Here is a 25,798-nt window from a genome sequence, read left to right as displayed (position 1 = left end):
GGTGTCAAATATCACGAGGCACGCCGGTATATTTTCCATGGCGAAAGGTGAGCGTCTGGTGAAAGAGGGGAGAGGGCGGTCGTGTCGACGAATGAACCAGAGAATACTCCGCCGGCCTGGCCGGCGGAGGGGGCGGCGTTTATATCGGTCTCGCCGTCAGGGTCATCATATCGCCGATCGCCCGCTGGCGGTCAAAATGGCGATCGCGGTGGATCTCGCTCTCGCCCACCTGCAGCGAGGCGGCCCAGATCTGCTGACAGCGCGGTCGGCGGCGGGCGTCAAAGTGCGCCAGCGCGGCTGCGACGCTGTCGGTCTGCTGCAGCGCTTCGCGCAGCACGATGGCATCCTCAATCGCCATGCCCGCCCCCTGACCGAGATGCGGGGTGGTAGCGTGAACCGCGTCGCCCACCAGTACGACACGTCCCTGATACCAGGGATCGTCGACGAACAGCTCCTCCAGCGGCTTATAGACGACCTCGTCGTTGTTAACGATATGCTCGCGCAGGCTCCCCAGTAACCCCGCGCCGGGCGGCAGACGGCGGCGCATCTCCGCCGCCAGCTGGTCGCGGGCGTAGCGGGGGTTATCCGCTTCGTGGGAGGTGATAAACAGATACATCAGATCTTCCCCCAGCGGCACCAGCCCGCAGTTGCAGCTCTCGCCCATAAAGCACATCAGATGGTCCACCTCCGGCGGACGCGGAAAGTTGTAGCGCCAAACGCCCTGACCGGTAAAGCGGGGACGATAGCGCTCGCCATACAGCATGCCGCGCACCCGGGAGTAGATCCCGTCGGCGCCTACCAGCAGATCGTAGCGCCCCTGGCCGCCGCGGCTGAAGCTCACCTCCACGGCATCGTCAACCTGACGAAAGGCGTCAATACTCTCGCCAGTGGTCAGTCGGACCCCCAACTCCCGGGCGGTGGAACAGAGGACGTTGTGCAGAGCCAGGCGGGAGATGCCGACGTTGGCCGGGAACTGTTCACCCGCCAGCCGCTGGCCGGGAAAGCTGGCCAGCTGGTGGCCGCTCAGGGTGTGCACTGAGACGCTGTCAAACGGCCAGGCGGCGTCCAGATAGCGTTCCAGCACCCCAAGCCGCTGCATTTCCCGCACGACATTGTTCTGCTGAATGATACCGACGCCGTAGACCCGCCACTGCGGCTGGATCTCCACCACGTCGACGGCGACGCCGGCCTGGCGGAGGGCGATGGCGGTGCACAGACCGCCGATGCCGCCGCCAACGATTAATACGTTATTGATGTTCATCGTAGCTGTTTTCTCCAGGGTACAGAGTAGAGGACGTTAACCAGGCCAGCGGCGCGCTGACTAATCGCGATAAAGAATGATCGCTATCGCAAAAAACGATATCGCCGTGGAAATTGAAAACAAAAAGTTGCAGAAAAGTTAAATTAAGCCACAGGATAAGCACGCCATTTCTCGCCGGGGGACCCATGCGTTACCAACATCTTGATCTGAACTTACTGGTGGCACTGGATGTGTTACTCGATGAACAGAACATCACCCGCGCCGCGGGCCGGTTGCATATGACCCAGTCTGCCACCAGCGGGGTGCTCAACCGGCTACGCACCTACTTTGAGGACGATCTGCTCACCCAGGTGGGCAGAAAGATGCGGCCCACGCCGCTGGCGGAAGAGCTGCGGGAGCCGGTCCGCGACGTGCTGATGAAAATTCAGACCTCCATTGCCCGCCGGCCGGTGGATGAGCCGGCAACCAGCAAGCGCCATTTCCGCATTATGGCCTCGGATTACGTTATCAACGTGATGCTGAAGGATGCGCTGCAGGCGGTACACCTGCAGGCGCCGAATATGACCTTTGAGTTTTTCTCGCCGGACGCCCAGTCCACCGGCATGCTCAACCGCGGCGAGCTGGATATCATCGTGGCGCCGGAGCGTTTTATGGCCGCCGACCATCCCGCCGAAGCGCTGTTTGACGAAGAGTTTGTCTGCCTGGCCTGGGCGGACAATCCCCACACCGGCGAGGCGCTGACCCTTGAAGCCTGGCAACAGCTGGGGCACGTGTCGGTGGTCTTTGGCCGCGAGCGGCAGCCGGGGCTGGAGGGCAATCTGTTTGCCGAGTCGGGGCTGAGCCGCCGTATCGAGGTGGTGACCCACAGCTACCACTGTGTTCCGCAGCTGCTGATCGGCACCTCGCGGATCGCCACGCTGCACCGGCGGCTGGCGGAGCAGTACGCGGCGATGCTGCCGCTGCGTCTTTTCCCGGTCCCGGTGACGCTGCCGGTCATGCGCGAATTTATTGGCTGGCACCGCTCGCTGGATAACGATCCTATCTTCGGCTGGCTGAAAGCGAAAATCGTCGCCAGCGCACGCTAACCCACTGGTATTGCTCCCGTCGATACCTGACATCCTGAGACATGATTGGTCGCCCGCAGGTGCTTTATGTGACAGTGCCTGCGCTACAGCGATTGCGACTGAATGTTGAAGGATGACCCTATGTTTCGCTATTTCCCTAAAAACTATGTCTGGAACCTGTCGGTGGATCTCTCCATCGAGATGGGCGCCCGCATCGGTGAGATCGAAGAGATGTGCGCGCCGCTATTGGCCGCGTCCGAGCATCCCGACGCCGAAGGCACCCGCGTGTTCCGGGAAACCTGGTCCCGCATGGCCGATAAATTATGCGCGCTGGCCGGCGAAGATGAGGCGCGTGGACGGCGGCTGTCGGCAGGAGAGAAATATCTTCGGGCGGCCAACTATTACCTGACCTGCGAGCGCCTGCAGGCGCATGGCGCGCCGGACCGCGATGCGCTGTACTGCCGCTTTCTCGATGTCTTTGCCGCCGGGCTGCACCATACCCATGCCAACTGTCAGCGGGTGACTATCCCCTACGAGGGCAAAACCCTGTCGGCGCTTTACGTCCGCGCCGAAGGGGCGACCGGCCGCGCGCCGCTGCTGGTGCAGGTCAACGGTCTCGACTCCACTAAAGAGATGAAATATCTGGTGGGGCTGCCGCAGTGGCTGGCGCGGCGCGGGGTCTCCTCGCTGGTGGTCGACCAGCCGGGAACCGGCGAAGCGCTGCGTCTTCACGGCATGCAGGCCCGCTATGACAGCGAGCACTGGGCCAGCCGGATCGTTGACTGGCTGGAACAGCACCCGGAGGTGGATGCCGGGCGTATCGGCATGGAAGGGGTCTCGCTGGGCGGCTATTACTGCCCGCGGGCGGTGGCGTTTGAGCCGCGCTTCGCCTGCGGCGTGGTGTGGGGCGCCAATCACGACTGGCGGGAGGTACAGCAGCGCCGCCGCGAACGCGAAGGCGATTTTCCGGTACCGCACTACTGGCAGCATGTGCGCTGGGTGTGGGGGGGCGAGGATATCGACGCTTTTATGCGCATCGCGGAGAACGTCCATCTCGACGGCATTCTCGACCGCATACGGGTGCCTTTCCTCGTCACCCATGGTGAAAAGGACTCGCAGATCCCGGTGAAATGGGCGCAGCGCACCTACGACCAGCTGGTGAACAGCCCGCGCCGCGAGCTGAAAATTTTTACTGACCGCGAGGGCGGTGTGCAGCACTCCAGCTTCGACAACTCGATTAACGCCGGGCACTACATCGCTGACTGGGTGGCGGAAGCCCTCGGCGGCCGGGTGGCCTGAACACGCATAAGGAACAACCGCGATGAATATTCTTGGTCCGGATTATCTGGTATTTGGCGTCGATGACCTGGCGGGCTGCCGACAGTTTCTTCTCGACTACGGTTTACGCGAGCAGGAGAACGGTTTCTTTAGCGCGCTGGATGGCACCGGGGTGCTGCTGCGGGAGCGTGACGATCCGTCGCTACCCGCGGCGCTGCCCAGCGGCAGCCAGCTGCGGGAAACCGTCTATGGCGTGGCGGATAGCGCCACCCTTGAGGCGATCGCCGAGACGCTGCGCCGCGATCGCGAGGTGAAGCTCGGCGCCGACGGCGTGCTGCGCTGCGTCGATGATGCCGGCTTTGCCCTCGGGTTTCGCGTCAGCCAGCGCCAGCCGCTGCAGCGGGAAGGGGAGAAAATCAACGCCCCGGGGGATCGCGCCGGGCGGCCGGTCAACCAGACCGGGGCCAGCGCTGACATGGCGGCAGAGCCGCGCTCGCTCTCCCATGTGGTCTATTTTGTGCCGGACGCCGCGCGCGCGGAAGCCTTCTATCAACGGCTGGGCTTTGTCTGTACCGATCGCTTCACCCACGTCGGCCCCTTCCTGCGGCCCGCCGGCACCCAGGATCACCATACCCTGTTTCTGATCCAGGCCCCGCCGTTTATGACCGGTATTGAACACTTTACCTTTCATCTCGGCGGCCCCACCGAACTGATGATGGCCGGCAGCCGCTTTCAGCAGAAGGGGTATCAGACCTTCTGGGGGCCGGGGCGCCATCAGCTGGGATCGAACTGGTTCTGGTACTTCAACAGCCCGCTCGGGTGTCACATCGAATACGACGCCGATATGGATCAGCACGATGACCACTGGCAGCCGCGCGAAGCGCTGCCGGGAGCCGATAACTCGCAATATTTCCTGCTGGGGTATCGCGAGAAGTGGGCCCCCGGTCCGGATAACGCCCGCTGATGGTTCGCCTGTGCCGTGCCGACAGCCTGGCCGAGGGCCAGGCGCGGGGATTTGACCCTACGGGCAGCGGGCAGGCGACGGTGATTGCCTGCCGCTATCAGGGAATGCTCTATCTGTGGCGTAACCGCTGTCCGCATCTGGATACCCCGATGAACTGGCGGCAGGACGCTTTTTTCAACGCCCGGGGCGACCGGCTGGTCTGCTTCGCCCACGGGGCGATTTTTATGCCGGACAGCGGCCTCTGCGTGCAGGGCGCCTGCGTAGGCCAACGTCTGAGTCCGCTGGCTGGTGAGGTGGACGCCGACGGCTGGCTCTGTCTGCTGGAGGAGGCAGGTCATGAAACTGGCAACACGAGATAACGGTGAACGCGACGGCTGCCTGGTGGTGGTCTCGGGCGATTTGACGCTGATGGCCGATGCGGCGGATATCGCTCCGACACTTCAGCAGGCGCTGGAGCAGGCCGCGCGGGTCTGGCCTGCGCTGCAGGCGCGCTATCAGGCGCTCAATGCGCGCCGCTACCCGGCGGCGCAGCCCTATGATCCCCGGCGCCTGCTGGCGCCGCTGCCCCGCGCCTGGCAGTGGCTGGACGGTTCGGCCTTCCTCAGCCATGGCGAGCGCATGCAGCGGGCCTTTCATCTGCCGCCGATTGCCGGCGCCGACCAGACGCCGCTGATGTATCAGGGCAGCGGGGACGACTTTCTTGCCCCCCACGCCGGGATAGTCTGCCGCCGGGTCGAGGACGGTCTCGACTTTGAGGGCGAGTTCGCGGTGGTGGTGGACGAGGTACCCCAGGGGTGCTCGCCGCAGCAGGCGCTGAGCTGTATCCGCCTGATCGTCTTGCTCAACGATATCAGTCTGCGGGCGCTGGCGCCGCGCGAGATGCAGACCGGGTTTGGTTTTATTCACGCCAAACCCGCCTCGGCCTTTGCGCCGGTGGCCCTTACCCCGGATGAACTGGGCGAGGCCTGGCAGCACGGGCGGGCGGCGCTGACGCTGCAGGTGACCCGCAATGGCGAGCCGTTTGGCTGCCAGTCGGGCAGCGAGATGCATTTCCATTTTGGCGAACTGATTGCCCATGCGGCGCAGACCCGCCGCCTGCGCGCCGGGACGGTGGTGGGTTCCGGTACGGTGTCCGGGCCGGACGCCAGCCGCGGCGCCAGCTGTATCGCCGAGGTGCGGGCCATAGAGATGCTGGCCTTCGGCGAGCCGCGCACGCCGTTTTTGTCCCCGGGGGAGCGGGTGACGATGGAAGCCCACGCCCCCGATGGCCGGCCGCTGTTTGGCGTGCTGGATCAACATGTTGTGATGTTAACGGAGTAAACCATGATCAATCTTTTACAGGGGCGTCGGCTGATCGACCTCTCCGTCACCCTGGATAACAATCCCTGGACCGACCCGCCGCCGCTGCTGCCGAACATTGAGTATCAGGATCATCAGCAGGGATGGCCGGAAATGGCGGCGATGTTTCCGGGACTGGAAAAAACGCAGATGCCGGGAGAGGAGGCCTGGGCCTCGGAGCGCCTGACCGTGACGCCGCACAATGGCACCCATATGGATGCTCCCTGGCACTACAGCTCAACCACCAACGGCGGCGAACCGGCGTTTGGCATCGATGAGCTGCCGCTGGAGTGGTGCCTGCGCCCCGGCGTCCGGCTGGATTTTCGCCATGTCGCCGACGGGGCGATCCTGCAGCCGGAGGATCTGCAGCGCGAGCTGGCGCGGATCGATTATCGCCTGTCGCCGCTGGATATCGTGTTAATCAATACCGCCGCCGGCGCCCGCTACGGCCAGCCGGATTATCTGCAGCGCGGCTGCGGCATTGGCCGGGCGGCAACGCTGTGGCTGCTGGAGCAGGGGGTACGGGTGGTCGGCACCGACGCCTGGAGCTGGGATGCGCCCTTCCACTTTACCCGCGAACGCTTTCAGGCCAGCGGCGACGCCGGGCTGATCTGGGAAGGACATAAAGCCGGCAGGGAGATCGCCTATGGGCAAATGGAGAAGTTGAGCAATCTGGAGCAGCTTCCCGACCACGGCTTCTGGGTGAGCTGTTTTCCCTACAAGATCCGCCGCGGCTCGGCCGGTTTTATCCGCGCGGTGGCGATTGTCGACGCCTGAGGGAGTCGATGGTTATGTTAATTTAATGTGAATGCATTGTATTAATTGTGATAGCAATCGCAGTCCATGCCACCTGCATCCGGTAGGGTAGAACGGTATGTGTGCTGAGTTCGCTGCGGCGTGTTCAGCCAGGATACCGGGGCGACAGAGCGCCTTTCTTTATCGATAAAAAATAGAACTGTAATTCATATTCTAAATAAAAAGCAGTGACGGAGAGCGGAAGATGGTGATGCACAAGGTTTCAGCAACCCCGCGCGAGGCGGGGGCCGTACAGGCGATTTTACTGATGTTGGCGGCCCTGTTGCCGATCATGGGGACCTTGACCATGCTGCCGGTGATGCCGCTCCTGTTCGGCCATTTTGCCGCGCAGCCGCACGCCCAGCTGCTGGTGCCGATGATCATCACCATACCGGCGGTGAGCATGGCGCTGCTGGCTCCGCTGGCGGGGCGGGTGGGCGATCGCCTGAGCCGTCGTCGCCTGCTGATTGCCGCCACCGCTCTGTACGCGGGGTTTGGCCTGCTGCCGGTGATGCTCGACGATCTGTATGCCATTCTGCTGGCGCGACTGATGATGGGCATCGCCGACGCCTTTATTCTTACCACCGCCAATGCGCTGATTGGCGACTACTTTGCCGGCGAGGCGCGCAGCAAATGGCTGGCGGTGCAGAGCGGCATCGGTTCGATACTGTCGACGCTGATCGTGCTGGGCGCTGGCCTGCTGGGCACCCTGGGCTGGTATGGCCCGATCTACCTGTATGCGCTGGCGATCCCGGTCTTTATCGGCCTGTGCCTGTTCACCGCTGAGCCGGCGATCCGCCGTCGCGCGGACAGCGTCGCTGACGAGGAGCCTGTCGCTTTTCCACGGCGCAAAATGGCGACGATCGGCCTGATTACCCTCGCCAGCGCGATCCTCTACTTTCTCGAGCCGCTGCAGATAAGCCAGGTGTTCAGTCAGCTCGGGCTGACCTCCAGCAGCCAGATCGGCATCGCCACCGCCGTTGCGGGCATTGGCGTGCCGCTGGGCGCCTGGCTGTATGGCCGCAGCGCCAGGCAGCGTGTCGACAGGCAGATTTTCCTTTTTTACGCCATTTTTGGCCTCGGTCTGCTGTTTATCGCCGTGGCCCGCAATCCGCTGGCCGGCGTGGCGGCAGCGTTCGTCGCGCAGGTTGGTAACGGAATGCTGATCCCTCTGATGCTGGCCTGGATGTTGGAAGCCCTGCCGGCGCCGCACCGGGCGACGGGGATCGGCATCTGGCACACCTTCTTTTTCCTCGGCATGTTCATCAGCCCGGTTCTGATGACCTTGCTGAACGGCATGACCGGCAGCATGCAGGACAGCCTGCTGCTGTTTGCGCTGCTGACGCTGGCTATCGCCGGCGCGACGGGTATCGCCAGCGCCCGGATGGGGGGCCGCCGCGCGCTGGCTCGTTAATTTCACCTGACGACATGATTACCACACGCCCGCCGGTCTCCCGGCGGGAAGGGGAGGCCATTATTTAGAAAAAGCGTACACCTTATTTAGCGTTAACTTTCAGCCTAATTAATCCCTGTAAATAAACGTATTGTGACTAATTTATTTTTCACGATATGGCGCATCTTACCTGCAAAAAATAAAAATGAGGGTTTATTATGAGTCTCTGCTGTACCGACGTAAGTAAGAAAATAGTGTTTCCACTTTCGGCGCTGACGCTGGCGATATTCTCCAGCACCGCGCTGGCCGATACCTGGACCTGTGAGCAACTGGATAAACTGAATACCCGCTCCGCGCAGGTCGTCAGCCCTCCGTCGACCTGCGAATCGCTCATCGGCGATATTGGCGGCTTTCGCAGCGCGCTGGCCGACCGCGGGTGGGGCGTCCAGTTAAGCTGGAACCCGATGGTGATGTACGATCTGAAAGGCCAGTCCGCTGACCCGCAACAATATGCCGGGCAGAATTTTACCTGGTCGCAAAATATGTCGCTGAACGTCACCTACGATTTAAGCCGAATTGGTTTTAGCAAAGACGCGCAATTTACCTTTTCTCCCCAGTGGGCGACCTCGAATTATCATGATAGCTATCCGGAACTGCATAATATTGCGGTGCTGGCGGTGAACCAGCCCTTATTAAACGGCCAGCTGGAACTGCAGTATGGTTTTTATCCGTTAATTCGTCAGTTTTACGGCATGGTGCTGGGGGGGAACTCCTCCTCCGCCGCGCTGGGGCCGACCAGCGTGATCCCGGTGCAGGTGGGGATCAGCCTCAACGCGCCGACGCCGACCTTCACCGCCATCGTCCGCGACAGCGATAAGAAGTTCTATAACAACTTTGCCGTCAGCCGCAGTATGTCGCCTGCCGGACATCTCGACGACGTGGAGCAGAACCCCTCGGGGCTGAAATGGCACGTCGATGGCGCCAACCCGATCCTGGTGAATGAGTTTGGCTTTAAGCAGGCGGCGGGCGAGTCGCAGCGATCGCTGTGGTTCCGCGCCGGGGCTATCTATAACACCTCGCACTACCAGTATTTTGACCAGCCCGGCGACAGCAGTAGTAACTATGCGTTCTACGTCGCCAACACCATGCAGCTGACCCAGCCGAAAAAAGGGCTTCCGCTGGGGCTGTATCTCGATGTGAAAGCGGACTACGCGCCGGACGATCGCAATGCTTACACCAGCGACTTTCAGGTGACCTTCTTTGACATCGGCCTGTTTCCCGGCCGCGAGCAGGATATGACCTCGCTGGGCTACACCCGCTCCTTTATCAGTAAAAAGTTCCGCGATTATGTCGGCGAGGCGGGGATGGAAGCGCCGCAGAGCATCAACGCCATCTCCCTGTCGCACGCCCTGCGCGTGACGAAAGGTATTTACTGGATCAACGGTATCACCTGGCAGGATAACCCGACGCTGGTGCCGAAGCATGAGTCGGCGGTCCTCTGGCAGTCCTCGATGTACTGGAACTTCTGACACCGATCGCCTCAGGCTTTTAACCCCGCCCGCTGGTACGCTGCCGCCGGGCGGTTTTTTTTTACGCGAATCGGCTGGCGCAGGAATAAAAAAAGAGGGCCGGCATGTTGCCGACCCTCTTTGACATCGATCCGGGCTTAGCCCCGGTGGCTGATTTTCCCGTCGGGAGTCAGCACGAAATCGAAGGTTGCCCGGATATCGTCGCTGGCGAAACCCACCGCCAGCTGCCAGGGGCCGCAGGCCAGGCGCCATTCCTGGGCTGGCACCTGCCAGCGCTGCAGCGCGTGACGCGGCAGGGCAAGGGTCAGGGCGGCTTCCTCGTGCGCCGGGACGCTGACCGCCGCAAACTCCGCCAGCGCCGACCAGGCCGTCTCCGGCCCCCGCAGGTAGAGCTGGACCACTGCTTTTCCGGCGCGGGCGGCGCGGTTTTCCAGCCGGCAGCGCAGCTGCATAGCGTCCACCTCGTCGCCTGTCAGCGCGGCGGCGCTCAGGGTGATATCGGCATACCCCAGACCGTGACCAAAGGCCCAGGCGGCGGGGCGTTCGCGGGCGTTAAACCAGCGATAGCCCACCTGCTGGCGCTCGTGGTACCAGAGGTCCCCTGCGGCGTCCGGCGTCAGGCTGCGCACCGGATAGTCGTCCAGACGCTGGGCGAAGGTCACCGGCAGGCGACCGCCAGGCTCACGATCCCCGGCCAGCACCGAGGCCAGCGCCGGGCCAAACTCCTGGCCCGGATACCAGACGACCATGACCGCCGCCGCGTCGGCGAGACACCCGGTATCCACCGGATGGGCGACGTTCAGCACCACCACCGTCCGCGGATTCGCCGCGCAGACGGCGCGGATCAGGGCGACCTGATGCGCCGGCAGCGCGGTAGCGTCCCGGTCGATACTCTCCAGACCGGCATCGGCCGTTTCGCCTATCACCAGCACCACGCTGTCGGCCGCCCGGGCATGGTCGACCGCCTGCTGCAGCAGGTCGATGGTTTGCGGGGGCTGGCAGCCGAACCAGATGCCGTGGGCGATACTGCTGCCCAGCGCCATCTCGGCCCGGAAGGTCAGGGTTTCCCCCGCCTGCAGCGGGAAGTCGAGACGGGTATGCGGGGCTTGCATCAGCTTGCCCATGATATCCCCCTCCAGCGCCTCGCCGTTAAAGGTCGCCATGCGCTCGCCGTTCAGCTGCAGGGCGATCTCCCCGGTGCCGCCGATCCAGAAGCCGTAGCGGCCGCTCACCGGCGCGGTGAACTGGCAGCTTACCGTCACGGTGGCGCGTTCGGTCAGGCGCAGCATGTCGCCGACGCCCGGCATATCGCGGAACCAGATCAGGGAGGAGGCGTCGCGCACCTCCTGATGAACCACGCCCCCGTCGGCGGTGGCGTAGGCAACGTCCAGGCCGCGCTCGCCGGCGGCGGTGCGCAGCGGCAGATGATGCAGAGGCGGGATGCGGTAATCGCTCTCCACCCCCTGGGCATAGCTTATTTCGACCCCGGCGGCGGAAAAGCGCTGGCGAATGGCCTCCAGAGGAGAGATCAGCCCCGGCATCAGCGCCACTCTGGCAAAGGTCCCGCCCTGGAAGCAGGGCGTCGTGGCGTTGGGGCCAATCACCGCCAGCCGCTGTCCCGCCTGCGCGGCGAGGGGCAGCAGCCGCTGGCGATTGTGCAGCAGGACAAACCCCGCCGCCGCCGCCTCTTCGAGGGTGTGACGCCGCTGCGCCTCGGCGGCGGCAGAGCCATCCCAGGGCAGGGGATGGCTGACCCGTTCGGCCAGCCGCGCCAGCCGGACGGCGGCATCGTCCAGCCGCCGGGCGTCGCTGTCGGTGTCCATCAGCGCGGGCAGCAGGCGCTCGCCCATATGGCGGGCCGGGCCCGGCATCTCCAGATCCAGCCCGGCGCGGAAGCTGGCCGGGCCGTTCTGGGTGCCGAACCAGTCGGACATCACCAGCCCGTCCCAGCCGAGATCGCGCTTCAGCCACTGGCTGATGGCCTGATGCTGCTCGGCGCAATAGATCCCATTCACCCGGTTATAGGCGGTCAGCATGCCCCAGACGCCGCGGCTGGCCGCCACTTCGAACGGCCAGAAATAGACTTCGCGCAGGGTGGCTTCATCGACGACCACGTTCATGGTCCGCCGATCGGTTTCCGAATCGTTGCAGACCATATGCTTGACGATGCAGCCCACCCCCTGGCGCTGGACGCCGTCGATCCACGCCGCGCCGAGCTCGGCGATATGCCGCGGGTCTTCGCCGAAAAGCTCAAACGCGCGGCCGGCAAGGGGGCTGCGCAACAGGTTCAGGTTAGGCGCCAGCAGCGCCTGCGTTCCGGTGCGCAGCGCCTCCTCGCCGGTGACGCCGCCAACCCGGCTGACCAGCTGGCGGTCCCAGCTGGCGCCAAGCGCCAGCCCGCAGGGGCTGAGCAGGGCAATATCCCGCTCGTCAACCCGGCCGCCGGTGATCCCCATCGGGCCGTCGGAAAGGGTGACTGAACCCAGCGTGGAGTGGGGGATAGGGTGGGTGGACCACATCCCCATCCCGGCGGTGAGCCGCGCTTTTTCGGCAACGCTAAGCGACAGACTGAGCGCAGGCATCGGCATGTCTCCGTAAGGGGGCAGCGGGGGCGAAGGCCAGCGCTTGTTCGGCTACGGTGGCCAGCGCGCGCTGGACCGCGTCGTCGGTGCAGCGGCCCTCGCTGTCGAACAGCGACACGCCGGCGGAGTTGAGGGTCACCCCCAGCGGAGTCGGCCAGCCGCGCAGGGCGTGAACGATCCCGCGCATGGCGCCGAGGGTGGTGTTGCAACCCTGCCAGCCGGCGGCGGTGACGATGCAGCCCACCGCCCGGCCATCAAGATAGACCCGGCTGTCGCCGCGCAAATCTTCCAGCAGGTCGATGGCGTTCTTCACCAGACCAGACACCCCGCCGTGGTAGCCCGGCGAGGCCAGCAGAATGCCGTCGGCCTGGCGCACGGCGTCGACAAACGCCGTTTCCTGCGGCGTGCGGGTGGTGACTTCCGGGTTAAACGGCGGCAGGGCCGCCAGTTCAGCGCCGCCGAACAGCTGGGTCTGCGCGCCGAGCGTGCGGGCGTGGGCCAGCGCGGCGGCGAGGGCGCGCTCGGTGCTGGAGCCCGGGCGGGTGGTGCCGCCGATGCCGATCAGCAGCGGCGGGCGTGAGAAAGCAGGTTTATTCATAGCAGGATCTCCCGGTCGGATTAGCGAAAGCGCGGCAGGATCTGGTCCGCAAACAACGAGATCGACTGCTGGCTCAGGCGCAGGCGTTCCTCGGTCAGCGGGCCGTTGGTGAAGCCGAGCAGCACGTTGCCGATGCCCAGCTGCTGATGGCGTTCCAGCTCCTCGGCGACGGTCTCCGGGCTGCCGTACAGGCACCAGGTTTTGATCCACTCTTCGCTGAAACAGTCCGGATGGCGGTGCAGCGTAACGCCGCTGAACTCTTCCGCCCGCTTGTTGTACTCATATTCCCGGTCGATGGCCTGCTGGTACCAGCCCATGATCTGCAGCATCTCTTCGCGGGCCTGCTCGTCGGTGGGGGCGATATGGACGCACTGCCAGGTGTGGGTGGTCCACGAGAGGCAGTGGTTCACCACCTCGTCGCTATGGCCGGCGTTGAGCAGGGCATCGCGGTAGCGGGTGAAATAGTGGGTCAGCTGGCCAAACGGATCGTTGCTGGCCGGGATCGGCGGAGTAAACGCGGGAATAAAGGCCGGCCAGCCGTTATCGGCGGCGCGCTGCATGCTGGTTTCACGCAGCGCCACCGGCATAATGCGGTTGAACGGTTTTTGCCAGGGGGCAGGAACGATGCGCTGGACTACCGCGCCCTTATAGTGACCGGTTTCGAAAATGATCGGGTCGTCTTCAATATTTTTCTCCCACAGCCGCTGGACCAGATCGAGGTTCTCCTGCAGCAGGCTGGAGGCGTCCTTGTAGTTCACGCCAAAGCCGATCATCTCTTCCGGCGTGGTGCCGCTGCCGATGCCCACCAGCAGGCGGCCTTCGGTGAGTTGATCCAGCAGGTTAACGCGCTCGGCGAAGCGCACCGGGTGGTGCAGCGGGACGGTGGTCACCGACATGCCGAAGTGGATCTTTTTCAGCTGGCCGGCCAGGTAAGCGGCGAAGACAAACGGATCGCTGGACATCGGCGCATAGCCGGTGAAGTGATGGTCTGGCATAAAGACCGCATCGAAGCCGCGATCTTCGGCCTGGCGCGCATGATCGATCAGCGACTGCATGACAAAACGATCCTGCTCGGGGGCGGTGGAACGGCCGACGAGGAAAACAGAGAAACGCATAGCAACTCCTGGGTTGTGTGGTGGTTGTTATTATTAAATAGAACTAGAATTATGATTCTAGTTGTTTATCAAAGAATGAAAATGACCGCCATCACACTTTTGCCACATCGCCGACGGGGGAGTCGGGTGGGCAATTTGCAGCGTGGTCGCTAACTGCAATACACTGCGGGGGTTTTCTATGGATAAAGAGGTGAGAACTGCGATGACCGATCTTCCCGCGATGCGCCAGCCGAAACAGGACCGGAGCCGGGTGGCGCTGGAGCGGCTGATGGCCGCCAGCCGTGAAATCCTGCATGAAGGCACCTTTGAGCTGCTGACCATTGCTGAAATCAGTAAACGCTCGGGCGTTTCTGTCGGCTCGATCTATGCCCGCTTCGGCGGCAAAGAAGATCTGTTTATCGCCGTCATGATGGAGGTGATGCAGGAGCTGGACGCCGAATGGCAGCAGCTGATCCAGCAGCTGCACGCGCGCAATCTGCCGCTGCGCCAGCGGCTTCCGGCGCTGATGGATGTCCAGGCGGAGTATCTGCGTCGCCATGCCGGGATCCTGCGGCCGTTTATGGCGCGGGCGGATGATGAGCGCGTGGCGGGGATTGGTAAAGCCGCTTACCAGAAAAATGAGCAGACCTTTATCGACCAGCTGCTCGACGCCGCGGCGGAGATCCGCCACCCGGAGCCAGAGCAGGCCGCCCGCTTCTGCTTTACGGTTTCGTATGCCGCGCTGGCGCGCTTCCTCGGCCTGGGGTCAGCGGCAGAAGCCGCCGGCGAGGGCGACTGGGAACAGCTCAAACGCCATCTGGGCATGATGTGTCTGAGCTATCTGGTTACCCCCGTCGAGGCCGGCTAAGCCGCGGGATTTTACTTCGCTAACTGCCAGGCGCTGGCCTGCTTGTGCTGACGCAGGCGCTGGCTATGGCGGGAGAAGGTATAAAGAAATATCGCGGCGGCCAGCACCAGCGCTGCGATGCCGAGCGTCAGGAAGGCGCTCAGCACATCGTTCCCGGCCCGCAGGCGGATCGCGCCGACGATAATCGGGCTGACGAACATGCCCGCGAAGAAGGCCCCGGACCAGGCGCCCATCGCCCGGCCGCAGTAGGCGGGCGGAATCAACGATCCTACCCAGTAAATCATCGCATTAATCGCCATGCCGGCACCCAGCTGCTGGATGGCGGAGCCGATCCCCATGGCGATCAGCGTCCGCGATTCGCCCACCACCAGCATTCCGATCCCCATCAGGCAGAGCATGATGGCGAGCACGCGCTCCGGCGTATAGCGGCGGGAGACCAGACCGAACAGCAGCGAACCGACCGGCACGGCGAGGCTGACCAGCGACATAATCAGGCCGATACGCTGCGGGCTGGCGGTTTGCAGGGTATGAAAGGCGTTGGCGCCGTTGATGGTGTACACGTAATAAATGATGGCGCAGACAAAGGTGAGCACGCTGAGGGCGATCACTCGCGGCCACGGAAACGGATTATGCTGCGCCGCCTGGGCGGCGTGCTGCGGACGGGCCGCCTGAGCGGGTTCGAACATCCAGAAGTACATCGCCAGAAACAGCAGGATGGCGACAAAGTAGATCATAAAGGCGCCGTTCCAGCGCAGGGCGGTCAGATAGCCGGAGCTGGCCAGCACCAGCACCGCCAGCGCCGGGCCAATCACCCCCTGCACCGTCAGCCAGAAGCGGCGCTGTTTGTCGTCAAAGTAATCGATCAGCATGGTGTTGGCGATGGTCAATACCACCGCCTCCGCCAGCCCGACGCCGAGGCGGCTGCAAAAGATGCCGGTCAGGGAGGTGATGTACAGCGGCATTGTGCCGCAGATGCCATACAGCAGCGTGGCGCTGAGCAGCAGTTTGCGGCGGCCAAATTTATCCGCCAGCCAGCCGGTGCAGGGCCCGGCGATGGCGATCACCAGACCGGGCGCGGTGAGCATCAGCGGCACCAGGGTTTCGACATAAGGCACGCCGGCGAAGTGCTGGATCAGCGTCGGGACCGCCGGCGCCAGGGAAACGATCGCCAGGATGGGCAGAAAGGCGGTCAGGGCGATGATGATGCCCTGGATCGCGCCGGCTTGCGGCGCGTGGGGCGGATTCAGACTATGGCTCACGACGTTCTCCTTTTATCGCGCGGGTCGCCTGTCGTTGGCGGCGGCGCGGTTTTTTAGTATGCAGGTCAGGGATACAGGTGGCGGCGGGAATAGCCGCGGATTTAAGAGTAGGAGCAGGAACGGCGCGGGGAAAAATTGTGATTACGTATGTGATCCATCACAAACAAAAATACCATTGATTTTATGTGGTTTTTGCGGCAATAAAAAGGCGACCGGTGTCGCCTTTCGCGGGGAGCGGGGCCGCTTGTGGCCCGGTGAGCCAGAGGCGCTACAGCAGCCGCGTCACGATATCGTCAGCGGCGAGGATCGCCAGCGCGACGCTGGTCAGCGTCGGGTTGCAGGCGGTTGAGGTGGGGATCGCGCCGTTGCCGCCGACGTACAGATTGTGAAAACCCCAGACCCGCGAGCGGCGGTCGGCCACGCTGTTGCCGTCGTTCGCTTCTCCCAGGCGACAGGTTCCCTGGTAATGCAGCGAGGTGCCCGCCGGCAGGATCATGGCCTCCCCGCCGGGCGCCACGCGGCCCAGCGCGGCGCCGACGCGTTCAGTCACTGCCACCGCCTGCTGTAAACGGCGGCGATCGCCGTCGGTTAACTGATAGTTCAGCTGCATTTTCGGCAGCCCTACGGCGTCGGTGTCATCACTGAAGACGATCCGATCCTCTTCGCGCAGCTCCTTGGCGAGGAACAGCCCCAGGCCCACCACCGGCTTCGCCGGGGTACCCGACGGCTGGGCAAAGGCGATCGGCGAAGTATCCATCTGCATCAGCTGACCGTGGAACGGAAAATCGGGCTCATGGAATGGCAGCCAGGTGACGCCGGAGACATTGTCCCGTCCGTCGCGCACCGGGGAGGTCGGCGCGACGGCGGCCGGCGGGGCGTCCACTTCAATCAGGGCGATCACCTGCGGCTGATCGTTGAGCCAGCGCCCCAGCGCCCGCGGACGGATGCCCGAGGCGTACAGCAGCTGCGGCGTACGCAGCGCATCGGCGGCGACCACTACCGCTTTGGCCATCACCACATACTGCTCGCCGGTACGCAGATCGCGCAGCTCCGCCCCGCGGGCGACGCCGTCCTCGCTGAGGATCCGCGTGCAAAGGGTGGCGGTGCGGATCTCCACCCCGCGCTGGCGGCGGGTCTCTTCCTCCGCCAGCTCGCCGAGCACCGCGTCGACGCCGGACCAGCGCGGCTTGCCCTCCGGCGTCGCGGCGCAGGCCAGCGGCATAGGCTGCGCCAACCGCGCCGGCGGACGGTCGCTGGCGAAGTGCTGATTAAGGGCATCGACGATTTGCCGGCCGATGGCGGTGGCCGGAAATCCTTCGCGGGTCACCTGAAGATAATGCTCTGCCGACTCCCAGGCGTCGGCCATCTCCCGGGGATCGAGAAAGGGAATGACTTCGCTGCCGCCCGGTCGCGGACAGGCGCAGGTCCAGTGGACGCCCATGCCGCCGAGGTTAGTGGAGAGCGCGGCGGCTGGCATGCCGCTGTGGGGCGCCGTCGGGTCGAGAAGATGGGTGCCGGGCCGCGCCTGCAGGGCGTCTGCCGGCAGGTTTTCCGGCAGGGCGGCCAGCGGAAACGCCCGGGCGCGGTCGTAGGCCGTTTCCCGCTGCGCTGGCGCCAGGTTGCGGATATTAACCCCGGTGGCGGGCGTCAGCGCTTCGCCGGCTTCCACCACCAGGATCCGCGCGGCGCGGCGGTCGGCAATCCGCCGCGCGAAGGCGGCGCCTACCGGGCCGCTGCCAATAATCAGTACATCGATGTTCTCATCCATATCAGTCCTTGCCTTTGTTGTTCTCCGGGCGCATGCCCGTTGCAGGTGTACAGAAAATAGGTACTACAGCTTTGTGCGTCCTGATAAATGGTTCCTCATGATAGCAGCCATTGCCGGACGCGATAGGTCATGGCTTCCCTGGCGGGGGAAGCACCGAGACGGGCAGCAGGCGGCTGAGGGCGGCAATCGCCAGCAGGATCAGGGCGCCAAGGGTCAGCAGGGTGATAAATGCCCCGCGCCAGGCGTCCGGCGCGGAGGCGCTTTGCGCCAGATAGAAACCGCCAAGGGTCGCCATGCCGAGGGCGGCGCCGAACTGCTGGCCGGTGCGAAATAATCCCGACGCCGCGCCGGCGTGGGCCACCGGGATCGCCGCCATGGCAAAGGCCGGCAGCGGGGCGGAGATAAGCCCCATCCCACAGCCGCACAGGCCGAACCCGAGACCCAGCGCGGTCAGCGGCAGCGTCCCCGGCGCCGCGGCGATCCCGTAGCCCATCAGCAGCAGGCCGCTCATCTGCACGGCCACCCCGACCAGCGTTACGTTACGCCCAAGACGAGGCGATAGCCGGCGGCCGGCGACGGCGATGGAAAACATCGCCCCGAGGGCGAAGGGGATGTGCAGCAGGGCGGTATGGAACGGGCTGAAGCCCAGCCCGCTCTGCAGCACCAGCGCGGTGGCCAGCAGCAGCGAGGCGGTGGTCAGTTGATAGAGCAGGGTGATGATGATCCCGGCGCGAAAGAAGCGGTCGCGCAGCACCGCGGGGGGTAACAACAGCGTGCCGCCCCGGCGTTCACGGCCCAGCAGATGACGCCAGAGGAGGGCCACCGTGATGAGCGACAGCAGCGGCGGCAGCGCCATCCATAGCGGCCAGCGCAGGGCGGGGCCTTCGATCAGGGTGAGCAGCAGCGCGCCGCCGCCCACCACCGCCAGCAGGGTACCCAGCGGATCGATACCTTTGGCCTCCGGGCTGCGCACCGCCGGCAGCGCCCGCCAGGCCAGTATCACGGCGACGACGATCACCGGCACGTTGATCAAAAAGATCGGCCGCCAGCTGAGGCCGAACAGATTGCTTTCGATGATGATCCCGCCGAGCACCGGGCCGAGGATCCCGGCGGCGCCGCCGAGCAGGCCGAAAATACTCATCACCCGGAAACGTTCGTGCGGGCGATACAGAACCTGCATCAGGGAGAGGATTTGCGGGCCCATCATCGCCCCGCTGGCCCCCTGCGCAATACGCATCGCCACCAGCATCTCCGGGCTGGCGGCCAGCCCGCAGCCGGCCGACGCAGCGCCAAACGCCAGCAGTCCGCTGATAAACAGCCGCCGGTAGCCATACAGATCGCCGAGCCGACCGCCGGTGAGCAGCAGAATGGAGAAAAAGAACAGGTAGCCGGTGACCACCCATTCAATTTGCCGCGGGCTGGCGAGCAGATCCCGCTGTACCACCGGGATGGCGACATTAATGATCGAGACGTCGATGATCTCCAGCACCAGCGCTATCGAAACCACCAGCGTGGCCAGCGTGCGCTGCCGCTCGCTGGTATAGGGAGGCGCCTGAACCGCGGCCGCCGAAGCGTTATTGAGCATGATGTACCTTCAGATTTGGTTAAAAACTTGTTAAATAATGTTGACAATTTATAGCAACCAGAGATTAGAATTAGAGCACTCATTCTGGTTATGCCGCGTCAGATCCTGCTGTTGACCGCGAAGCCAGAAGGGAAGGCGTCACACTGCCGCTCCGAAACAGAATAAGAATTCTTATTCTAATTTTGTTTGTTTTGATCTGGCAAGTAGAGAAGGGGGTCGGATGTATTTGTCCGCATGTATTGAATGGCTGTTTCGTGAAGAGTATCCCGATTTCAGCGATCGGGTCCGGGCGGCGAAAGCGCAGGGATTCAGCCACGTTGAGTTTCATCTCTGGCGTGATAAACCGCTGACGGCGCTGGCGCAGGCGCTGGATGAGACCGGCGTGAGGCTATCGAGCTTCGTGGTGGAGCCCCGGCGCAGCCTGGTGGATCCGGCGGAGCATGAGCAGTTTCTGGCGGCAGTGAGCGACAGCCTGGCGGCCTCGCGCCAGCTGGGGTCGCCGCCGCTGGTGGTGGCCTCCGGCTTCAGCCGCGAAGGGGTGGCGATCGCCGAACAGCAGGCGCAGGCGATCCACATCCTGCGCCAGGCGGCGACGCTGGCGGAAGCCGCCGGGGTCACTCTGCTGCTGGAGCCGCTCAACACCCGCATCGATCATCCGGGGATGTTCTTAAACGACACCCGGCTGGCGCTGGACATTATCGAGGCGGTCGACAGCCCGCGGCTGCAGCTGCTGTTTGACGTCTATCACTCGCTGGTGATGGAAGAGGAGATGGAGGAGGTGCTCGGCGGCAGAATGCACCGGGTGGGACACGTGCAGATAGCGCAGGCTCCGGAACGTAACGAACCGGATCCGCGCAGCGGCGAGTGGCCAGAAGTGATCGCCCGGCTGCAACGCCTGGGCTACAACGGGGCCATTGGCCTGGAGTATAAACCGTCGCTGCCCGCAGCGGCCTCGGTGGCCCGCGCCCGCGAAGCGACCGGCTTATCCTGTTAACCAACTTACCTGGTACTTTTATGACTCAGAAAATAAAACGCGGCGTCAGTCTGTACAGCTTTCAGAATGAGACCTATCTCGGCAAGATGTCCCTCGATCAGGCGATCGGTCACTGCGCGGCGTTCGGCGCCCGCGGCATTGAAGTCGTCGGCGAACAGACCTTCGCCGGCTGGCCGGAATGCGGCATGCCGGAGGCGGCGATCGCCGACTGGCACCGTCTGATGCAGCGCCATGACACGGTGCCGGTGTGCCATGACTTTATGCTCGACTATAAACGCTATAAAGACCGGCCGATGCCGTTTGACGAGCAGGTGCGCAGCGTGCAAAACGACATCGATTTTGCCGCCCGGCTGGGCATGCGCTTTATCCGCTCTCTGGTTTCCGTGGCGCCGGAGGTGCTGGTGGCGGCGGCGCCTTATGCGGAAGACAAAGGGATCACCATTCTGCTGGAGGTGCACGCCCCGCTGCATTTCGACCATCCGTGGATTATTCGCCATGCCGAAGCCTATGAAAAAGCCAACACCCGGACGCTGGGCTTCCTGCCGGATATGGGGATGTTTTTAGCCCGCTTCCCGCGGGTGTGGAAAGAGCGCTTTATTCGTAACGGTTGCCCGCAGGCGGCGGCGGATTTTATCGAGAAAGCCTATGAGGAGCGGACGCTCAGCGAATACGTGATCCTGGATGTGATGCAAAAATGGGGGCCGGGCCCGCAGCTGGCGATGGCGGAAACGCTGCGCCACAACGCGGCGTTCGAGCCGAAGCGGATGCTCGATTTTATGCCGCGGATCCACAACATTCATGCCAAATTCTATGAGATGACCGACGAGATAAGCGAGTGGTCAATTCCCTACGATGAGATCTTCCGCGTGCTGCAGAAGGGCTGCTATGAGGGGTATGTGTGCTCCGAGTATGAAGGCAACCGCTGGGTGGAAGATGCGCAGGAGGTGGACAGCCTGGAGCAGGTCCGCCGCCAGCAGCTGATGTTCTGTCGCCTGTTAGATGAAACCCCACCCCCGGCGCTGCTGGGTCAGTAAGGAGCATTATCATGTTTGATCAGCATATTATCTGCCGCGAAGGTTTCGGCAACGTCACCCGCGACGGGGAAGTTATCGGCGTGCGCTTTTTGGCCCGTCTGCCTTACTACCGCGGTCTGGGTTTGTCGATGGTGGAAGATATCGCCGTGACCCTCAACGGCGAAGCCATCCCGCGGCAGGCGATCCGCCTGGCGCTGCGCGGCCGGGAGTGGACGCTCGACGAGCTGGAGAGCGTCTACGACGACCGGTGGAACTTCGGTGAAAAGGCGACCATCACGGTGCTCAAACCCGGCGGCCTGCCGGCCGGCTGGCATCGCCTGAAGGTGGCCGAGAGGCTGCGGATCTCCTATCTGCCGTTTGTGCCGGTGACCACCTTTGAAACCGAGCTGGAGTTAACGGCGTAACCTCCCGCAGGATCCGCTGCCGTTATGGCAGCGGATTTCTATACCACCGGGCAGCCACCGGGGAGCGCTGAGGAGATTGCCGTCCAGTCAAACCGCTTCGGAAGAGCGCGGTTTCTCAGCCCGCCTGTGCAGACGAAATAGGAAAATTTACTTCGCAGGCTAACCGCAGATTGCTTCAAAAAAATTCCCGTATTTGTTATATTGTTGTTCATTGATTACTCACCTCTGCGGTGCCAAAAAGAACAAGATTCACCGCAACCCAGGACAATACCATGTTAGATTACCGCTTCCCGACAGCTTTGCAGATGGTTCTCAGCGTAGCAATGGCGGAGCAGATGGGTGAACGTTCGACGAGTGCGATTCTGGCCTACGGCCTGGAAGCCAACCCGAGCTTTATCCGCAAATTAATGGTTCCGCTCACCCGTGACGGCATCATTGTCTCCACGCTTGGCCGCAACGGCTCTATTCATCTTGGCCGCCCGGCGGACAAAATCACTCTGCGTGATATCTATCTTTCCGTTATCGAAGATAAAAAACTGTGGGCGTCGCGCCCTGACGTCCCGGCCCGCTGCGTGGTCAGCGCCAACGCCTGCTGGTACTTCAAATCGGTCGCTGACGAAGCGGAGCAGGCTTCGCTAAACGTTCTCGCTCGCCATACCGTGGCCAGCGCGCTGGAGGCGCTTAAAAACGCCGATACCAGCGGCTGCGACCCGGTACCGGAAATGATCGCCCGCTTTAAAAAAGCGCATTAATCCTGGTCCTGACGAAAAAAAACCGCCTTCAGCTTGAAGACGGTTTTTTGTTATTTGCCGCAGGCTAGGCGGGCAGATCCTCCTCGACCGGCTTACTGCGGGTCACCAGTTTCCGTAGCGTCACGTAAAACACCGGCGTCAGGAACAAACCGAACAGCGTCACCCCCAGCATCCCGGAGAACACCGTGATCCCGGTGACGCCGCGGACTTCCGCCCCTGCGCCGTGGCCGAGGATCAGCGGAATGGTCCCGGCGATAAAGGCGATGGAGGTCATGACAATCGGGCGCAGTCGCAGGCGGCACGCCTCCAGCGCGGCTTCCATGATGCCTTTGCCCTGAATCTCCAGCTCGCGGGCAAACTCGACGATCAGAATGGCGTTTTTACAGGCCAGGCCCATCAGGACCACCAGCCCCACCTGCACGAAGACGTTGTTATCGCCCCCGGTCAGCCAGACGCCAAACAGCGCGGAGAGCATCGTCATCGGCACGATAAGGATCACCGCCAGCGGCAGGGTCCAGCTTTCATACAGCGCCGCCAGCACGAGGAACGCCAGCAGCACCGCCACCGGGAAGACGATCAGCGCCGTATTGCCCTGGGTGGCCTGCTGGAAGCTCAGATCCGTCCACTCAATGTTCATCCCATTCGGCAACACCTGTTTAGACATGGCATCCAGCAGCGTCATCGCCTGCGAGGAGGAGAGGACGCGCGGATCGGCATCGCCAATCAGGTCCGCCGCCGGAAAACCGTTGTAGCGGATCACCGGATCCGGCCCGTAGGTGGTACTGATATTCACCATACTGCCGATCGGCACCATTTCGCCCTGATTATTGCGGGTGCGCAGATTGGCGATATCTTCCACGCTCTCGCGGTACGGCCCGTCAGCCTGGGCCATCACGCGCCAGGTACGCCCGAACTGGTTAAAGTCATTGACATAGGACGAGCCGAGATAGGTCTGCAGCGTGCCGAACAGATCGGTCAGCGATACCCCCTGCGCTTTCGCCTTATCGCGATCGACCTGGACATCCAGCTGCGGCACGTTAGCCTGGTAGGTCGAGATCGGGAAGTGCATCCCCGGCGTCTGCATAATCGTCCCGGACATGGCATTCACCGCGCTTTGCAGCGCGCCATAGCCCAGCCCACCGCGATCCTGGATGTAAAGGGAGTAGCCGGAGCCCTGACCCAGTCCTAAAATCGGCGGCGGCAGGATGGAGAAGCCAAATCCCTGCTGGATTTGCGCGATTTTAGCGTTGATCTCCGCGTTGATTTCCGCCGCCGAGTGTTTGCGCTGGTCGAACGGTTTCAGGCCAAAAAAGACCGTCCCGGTATTCGGCGTGTTGGTGAACTGCAGCGCGTTAAGACCGGGGAAGGCGACCGCATAATCGACCCCTTCGGTATTCATCCCAATCTCGCTCATTTTGCGGATCACCGCATCGGTGCGCGCCAGCGACGAACCTTCCGGCATCTTCACGCCGCCAATCAGGTACAGTTTGTCCTGGGTGGGAATAAACCCGCCGGGGACGACTTTAAACATCACCCCTGCGGCGCAGAGCAGCAGCAGGTACACCACAAACACCGCGCCACGGCGGCCGAGGGTTTTGCTCACCAGCCCCTGATAGCCGTTCGAACTGCGCAGGAAAAAGCGGTTAAACGGACGGAAAATCCAGCCGAACAGACGATCGATCAGCCGGGTAGGGAGGTCTTTTTTCGCGCCGTGCGGCTTTAACAGCAGGGCCGCCAGCGCCGGGGAGAGCGTCAGCGAGTTGATGGCCGAGATCACCGTGGAGATGGCGATGGTCACCGCAAACTGTTTGTAGAACTGGCCGGTGACCCCGGAGAGAAACGCCATCGGCACGAACACCGCACACAGCACCAGCGCAATGGCGATAATCGGCCCGGAGACCTCACGCATCGCCTGATGCGCCGCGGCAAGCGGCGCAAGCCCCTCTTCGATATTGCGCTCGACGTTTTCCACCACCACGATGGCGTCATCCACCACGATACCAATCGCCAGTACCAGCCCGAACAGGCTCAGGGTATTCAGCGAGAAGCCCAGCAGATAGAGAATGCTGAAGGTACCGACCACCGATACCGGCACCGCGATCAGCGGGATAATCGACGCGCGCCAGGTCTGCAGGAACAGGATCACCACCAGCACCACCAGCACCACCGCCTCCAGCAGCGTCTGCACCACCGCGCGGATGGAGTCGCGCACGAACACCGTTGGGTCGTACGGCGCCGCCCATTTCATATCTTCCGGGAAGCGGGTGGCCAGCTCGGCCATTTTGGCGCGCACGGCGTTCGACAAATCGATGGCGTTAGCCCCCGGGGACTGGAAGATACCGATCCCGACCGCGTCCTTGTTGTTGAGCTGGGAGCGCAGCGCATAGCTACCGGAACCCATCTCGATGCGCGCCACGTCGCGCAGGCGGACCAGCGAGCCGTCCTGCGCTGTTTTCAGAATGATATTGCCAAACTCTTCTTCGGTATGCAGACGGCCCTGGGCGTTAATCGAGATCAGGAAGTCGCTCTCCTGCGGCAGCGGCTCGGCGCCAAGCTGCCCGGCGGAGACCTGGACGTTTTGCTCCTGCATCGCCGTGACCACGTCCGAGGCGGTCAGCCCGCGCGCCGCCACCTTATTGGGATCCAACCAGACGCGCATCGCATATTCGCCGGAACCAAATATCTGGATCTGGCCGACGCCGGGCAGGCGCGCCAGCTCATCCTTCACCTTCAGCGTGGCGTAGTTGCGCATATACAGCGAGTCGTACTTACCGTTTGGCGAAAACAGATGCACCACCAGGGTCAGCGTCGGGGACTGTTTCTGGGTGGTGATCCCCAGACGGCGCACATCCTCCGGCAGACGCGCCTCCGCCTGCGCGACCCGGTTCTGCACCTGAACCTGCGCCTGATCCGGGTCGGTACCCGGGCGGAAGGTCACGGTGGTCACCAGCACGCCGTCGGAGCCGGCGACCGATTTCATGTACATCATGTTTTCAACGCCGTTGATCGCTTCCTCCAGCGGCGTCGCCACGGTCTCGGCAATCACTTTCGGGTTGGCGCCGGGATACTCCGCGCGCACCTGCACGCTGGGGGGCACGACGTCAGGATATTCGCTCACCGGCAGCAGCGGGATGGCGATTAACCCGGTGATAAAAATTAAAATCGACAGCACCGCGGCGAAAATTGGCCTGTCGATAAAAAAGCGGGAAAAGTCCATGTCTTGGATTCTCTGATTAGG

Annotated in this window: 21 protein-coding genes; 13 read left to right on the top strand and 8 right to left on the bottom strand. The window is 63.2% G+C overall.

Annotated elements, in window-relative coordinates; translation table 11 throughout:
- Positions 1–139: 139 nt before the first annotated feature.
- Positions 140–1,261: an FAD-dependent oxidoreductase gene (locus AC6CWS_RS10770; protein ID WP_065883379.1), complete on the bottom strand. Its 1,122-nt coding sequence runs from the start codon at positions 1,259–1,261 to the stop codon at positions 140–142.
- Positions 1,262–1,446: 185 nt separating this feature from the next.
- On the opposite strand from AC6CWS_RS10770, the gene AC6CWS_RS10765 reads away from it, so the two are divergent.
- From AC6CWS_RS10765 to AC6CWS_RS10730, 8 genes are all read left to right on the top strand, one after another.
- Complete coding sequence (locus AC6CWS_RS10765; protein ID WP_023290720.1) at positions 1,447–2,346, top strand: LysR family transcriptional regulator; 900 nt, start codon at positions 1,447–1,449, stop codon at positions 2,344–2,346.
- 120 nt (positions 2,347–2,466) lie between these two features.
- Entirely contained in the window at positions 2,467–3,624 is a 1,158-nt protein-coding gene (locus tag AC6CWS_RS10760; protein ID WP_065883377.1) for an alpha/beta hydrolase family protein, read from the top strand.
- Positions 3,625–3,646: 22 nt separating this feature from the next.
- Positions 3,647–4,567: a VOC family protein gene (locus AC6CWS_RS10755; RefSeq protein ID WP_044524437.1), complete on the top strand. Its 921-nt coding sequence runs from the start codon at positions 3,647–3,649 to the stop codon at positions 4,565–4,567.
- The gene (locus AC6CWS_RS10750) at positions 4,567–4,926 is read left to right on the top strand and encodes a Rieske (2Fe-2S) protein (protein ID WP_065883374.1); all 360 of its coding nucleotides are present in this window, start codon (positions 4,567–4,569) and stop codon (positions 4,924–4,926) included. Before AC6CWS_RS10755 ends, AC6CWS_RS10750 begins: the two co-directional genes overlap by 1 nt.
- Complete coding sequence (locus tag AC6CWS_RS10745) at positions 4,904–5,887, top strand: fumarylacetoacetate hydrolase family protein (protein WP_032454935.1); 984 nt, start codon at positions 4,904–4,906, stop codon at positions 5,885–5,887. The genes AC6CWS_RS10750 and AC6CWS_RS10745 overlap by 23 nt, the downstream gene beginning before the upstream one ends.
- A 3-nt stretch (positions 5,888–5,890) precedes the next feature.
- Positions 5,891–6,682 carry a cyclase family protein gene (locus AC6CWS_RS10740; RefSeq protein ID WP_023290715.1) on the top strand — a complete coding sequence of 264 codons (792 nt, stop codon included), beginning with the start codon at positions 5,891–5,893 and terminating at the stop codon, positions 6,680–6,682.
- 229 nt (positions 6,683–6,911) lie between these two features.
- Positions 6,912–8,114, top strand: a complete 1,203-nt coding sequence (locus AC6CWS_RS10735) for an MFS transporter (protein ID WP_223822570.1) — start codon at positions 6,912–6,914, stop codon at positions 8,112–8,114.
- Between the two features lie 197 nt (positions 8,115–8,311).
- Positions 8,312–9,622 (top strand): carbohydrate porin, encoded by a 1,311-nt coding sequence (locus AC6CWS_RS10730; protein WP_043521376.1) that lies wholly within the window; start codon positions 8,312–8,314, stop codon positions 9,620–9,622.
- A 137-nt stretch (positions 9,623–9,759) separates the two neighbouring features.
- On the opposite strand, the gene AC6CWS_RS10725 is transcribed toward AC6CWS_RS10730, so the two are convergent.
- Genes AC6CWS_RS10725 through AC6CWS_RS10715 form a run of 3 tightly spaced genes read right to left on the bottom strand, consistent with a single transcriptional unit; the run spans position 9,760 to position 13,917 of the window.
- On the bottom strand, positions 9,760–12,204 hold the full coding sequence (locus AC6CWS_RS10725) for a beta-glucosidase family protein (protein WP_065883370.1): 2,445 nt from the start codon (positions 12,202–12,204) through the stop codon (positions 9,760–9,762).
- Positions 12,179–12,802, bottom strand: a complete 624-nt coding sequence (locus tag AC6CWS_RS10720) for an NADPH-dependent FMN reductase (RefSeq protein WP_080901368.1) — start codon at positions 12,800–12,802, stop codon at positions 12,179–12,181. Before AC6CWS_RS10720 ends, AC6CWS_RS10725 begins: the two co-directional genes overlap by 26 nt.
- Before the next feature lie 20 nt (positions 12,803–12,822).
- Positions 12,823–13,917, bottom strand: a complete 1,095-nt coding sequence (locus AC6CWS_RS10715; protein ID WP_014907086.1) for an LLM class flavin-dependent oxidoreductase — start codon at positions 13,915–13,917, stop codon at positions 12,823–12,825.
- Positions 13,918–14,119: 202 nt separating this feature from the next.
- Here AC6CWS_RS10715 and AC6CWS_RS10710 point away from each other — a divergent pair, with 202 nt between their 5' ends.
- Positions 14,120–14,764, top strand: a complete 645-nt coding sequence (locus AC6CWS_RS10710; RefSeq protein ID WP_012967405.1) for a TetR/AcrR family transcriptional regulator — start codon at positions 14,120–14,122, stop codon at positions 14,762–14,764.
- Positions 14,765–14,775: 11 nt separating this feature from the next.
- On the opposite strand, the gene AC6CWS_RS10705 is transcribed toward AC6CWS_RS10710, so the two are convergent.
- The 3 genes from AC6CWS_RS10705 to AC6CWS_RS10695 form a co-directional block, all read right to left on the bottom strand.
- Positions 14,776–16,023: an MFS transporter gene (locus tag AC6CWS_RS10705; RefSeq protein WP_065883369.1), complete on the bottom strand. Its 1,248-nt coding sequence runs from the start codon at positions 16,021–16,023 to the stop codon at positions 14,776–14,778.
- Between the two features lie 268 nt (positions 16,024–16,291).
- Positions 16,292–17,791 (bottom strand): GMC oxidoreductase, encoded by a 1,500-nt coding sequence (locus AC6CWS_RS10700; protein ID WP_065883365.1) that lies wholly within the window; start codon positions 17,789–17,791, stop codon positions 16,292–16,294.
- A 127-nt stretch (positions 17,792–17,918) separates the two neighbouring features.
- Entirely contained in the window at positions 17,919–19,376 is a 1,458-nt protein-coding gene (locus tag AC6CWS_RS10695; protein ID WP_065883364.1) for an MFS transporter, read from the bottom strand.
- A gap of 220 nt (positions 19,377–19,596) precedes the next feature.
- On the opposite strand from AC6CWS_RS10695, the gene AC6CWS_RS10690 reads away from it, so the two are divergent.
- The 4 genes from AC6CWS_RS10690 (at position 19,597) to oqxR (ending at position 22,560) form a co-directional block, all read left to right on the top strand.
- A complete protein-coding gene (locus AC6CWS_RS10690; RefSeq protein ID WP_065883361.1) occupies positions 19,597–20,370 on the top strand; it encodes a TIM barrel protein in 774 nt (257 codons plus the stop codon).
- Positions 20,371–20,390: 20 nt separating this feature from the next.
- Positions 20,391–21,404, top strand: coding sequence for a sugar phosphate isomerase/epimerase family protein (locus tag AC6CWS_RS10685; protein ID WP_065883358.1), 1,014 nt, complete (start codon positions 20,391–20,393; stop codon positions 21,402–21,404).
- A gap of 11 nt (positions 21,405–21,415) precedes the next feature.
- Positions 21,416–21,808 carry a C-glycoside deglycosidase beta subunit domain-containing protein gene (locus tag AC6CWS_RS10680; protein ID WP_023290704.1) on the top strand — a complete coding sequence of 131 codons (393 nt, stop codon included), beginning with the start codon at positions 21,416–21,418 and terminating at the stop codon, positions 21,806–21,808.
- Positions 21,809–22,080: 272 nt separating this feature from the next.
- Entirely contained in the window at positions 22,081–22,560 is a 480-nt protein-coding gene (oqxR, locus tag AC6CWS_RS10675) for an efflux pump transcriptional repressor OqxR (RefSeq protein WP_023290703.1), read from the top strand.
- A gap of 64 nt (positions 22,561–22,624) precedes the next feature.
- On the opposite strand, the gene oqxB is transcribed toward oqxR, so the two are convergent.
- Entirely contained in the window at positions 22,625–25,777 is a 3,153-nt protein-coding gene (oqxB, locus tag AC6CWS_RS10670; RefSeq protein WP_065883354.1) for a multidrug efflux RND transporter permease subunit OqxB, read from the bottom strand.
- Between the last annotated feature and the right edge of the window lie 21 nt (positions 25,778–25,798).

This window comes from Klebsiella sp. M041 (assembly GCF_059759695.1).
This window is presented reverse-complemented; position numbering and strand designations above follow the sequence as displayed.

Bases quoted from the DNA above. Each gene is read 5' to 3' on its own strand.
- AC6CWS_RS10730 (WP_043521376.1), top strand. From the start codon at position 8,312: ATGAGTCTCTGCTGTACCGACGTAAGTAAGAAAATAGTGTTTCCACTT.
- AC6CWS_RS10770 (WP_065883379.1), bottom strand. From the start codon at position 1,261: ATGAACATCAATAACGTATTAATCGTTGGCGGCGGCATCGGCGGTCTG.
- AC6CWS_RS10755 (WP_044524437.1), top strand. From the start codon at position 3,647: ATGAATATTCTTGGTCCGGATTATCTGGTATTTGGCGTCGATGACCTG.
- AC6CWS_RS10710 (WP_012967405.1), top strand. From the start codon at position 14,120: ATGACCGATCTTCCCGCGATGCGCCAGCCGAAACAGGACCGGAGCCGG.
- oqxR (WP_023290703.1), top strand. From the start codon at position 22,081: ATGTTAGATTACCGCTTCCCGACAGCTTTGCAGATGGTTCTCAGCGTA.
- AC6CWS_RS10680 (WP_023290704.1), top strand. From the start codon at position 21,416: ATGTTTGATCAGCATATTATCTGCCGCGAAGGTTTCGGCAACGTCACC.
- AC6CWS_RS10700 (WP_065883365.1), bottom strand. From the start codon at position 17,791: ATGGATGAGAACATCGATGTACTGATTATTGGCAGCGGCCCGGTAGGC.
- AC6CWS_RS10735 (WP_223822570.1), top strand. From the start codon at position 6,912: ATGCACAAGGTTTCAGCAACCCCGCGCGAGGCGGGGGCCGTACAGGCG.
- AC6CWS_RS10715 (WP_014907086.1), bottom strand. From the start codon at position 13,917: ATGCGTTTCTCTGTTTTCCTCGTCGGCCGTTCCACCGCCCCCGAGCAG.
- AC6CWS_RS10750 (WP_065883374.1), top strand. From the start codon at position 4,567: ATGGTTCGCCTGTGCCGTGCCGACAGCCTGGCCGAGGGCCAGGCGCGG.
- AC6CWS_RS10690 (WP_065883361.1), top strand. From the start codon at position 19,597: ATGTATTTGTCCGCATGTATTGAATGGCTGTTTCGTGAAGAGTATCCC.
- oqxB (WP_065883354.1), bottom strand. From the start codon at position 25,777: ATGGACTTTTCCCGCTTTTTTATCGACAGGCCAATTTTCGCCGCGGTG.
- AC6CWS_RS10760 (WP_065883377.1), top strand. From the start codon at position 2,467: ATGTTTCGCTATTTCCCTAAAAACTATGTCTGGAACCTGTCGGTGGAT.
- AC6CWS_RS10725 (WP_065883370.1), bottom strand. From the start codon at position 12,204: ATGCCTGCGCTCAGTCTGTCGCTTAGCGTTGCCGAAAAAGCGCGGCTC.
- AC6CWS_RS10695 (WP_065883364.1), bottom strand. From the start codon at position 19,376: ATGCTCAATAACGCTTCGGCGGCCGCGGTTCAGGCGCCTCCCTATACC.
- AC6CWS_RS10745 (WP_032454935.1), top strand. From the start codon at position 4,904: ATGAAACTGGCAACACGAGATAACGGTGAACGCGACGGCTGCCTGGTG.
- AC6CWS_RS10765 (WP_023290720.1), top strand. From the start codon at position 1,447: ATGCGTTACCAACATCTTGATCTGAACTTACTGGTGGCACTGGATGTG.
- AC6CWS_RS10685 (WP_065883358.1), top strand. From the start codon at position 20,391: ATGACTCAGAAAATAAAACGCGGCGTCAGTCTGTACAGCTTTCAGAAT.
- AC6CWS_RS10720 (WP_080901368.1), bottom strand. From the start codon at position 12,802: ATGAATAAACCTGCTTTCTCACGCCCGCCGCTGCTGATCGGCATCGGC.
- AC6CWS_RS10740 (WP_023290715.1), top strand. From the start codon at position 5,891: ATGATCAATCTTTTACAGGGGCGTCGGCTGATCGACCTCTCCGTCACC.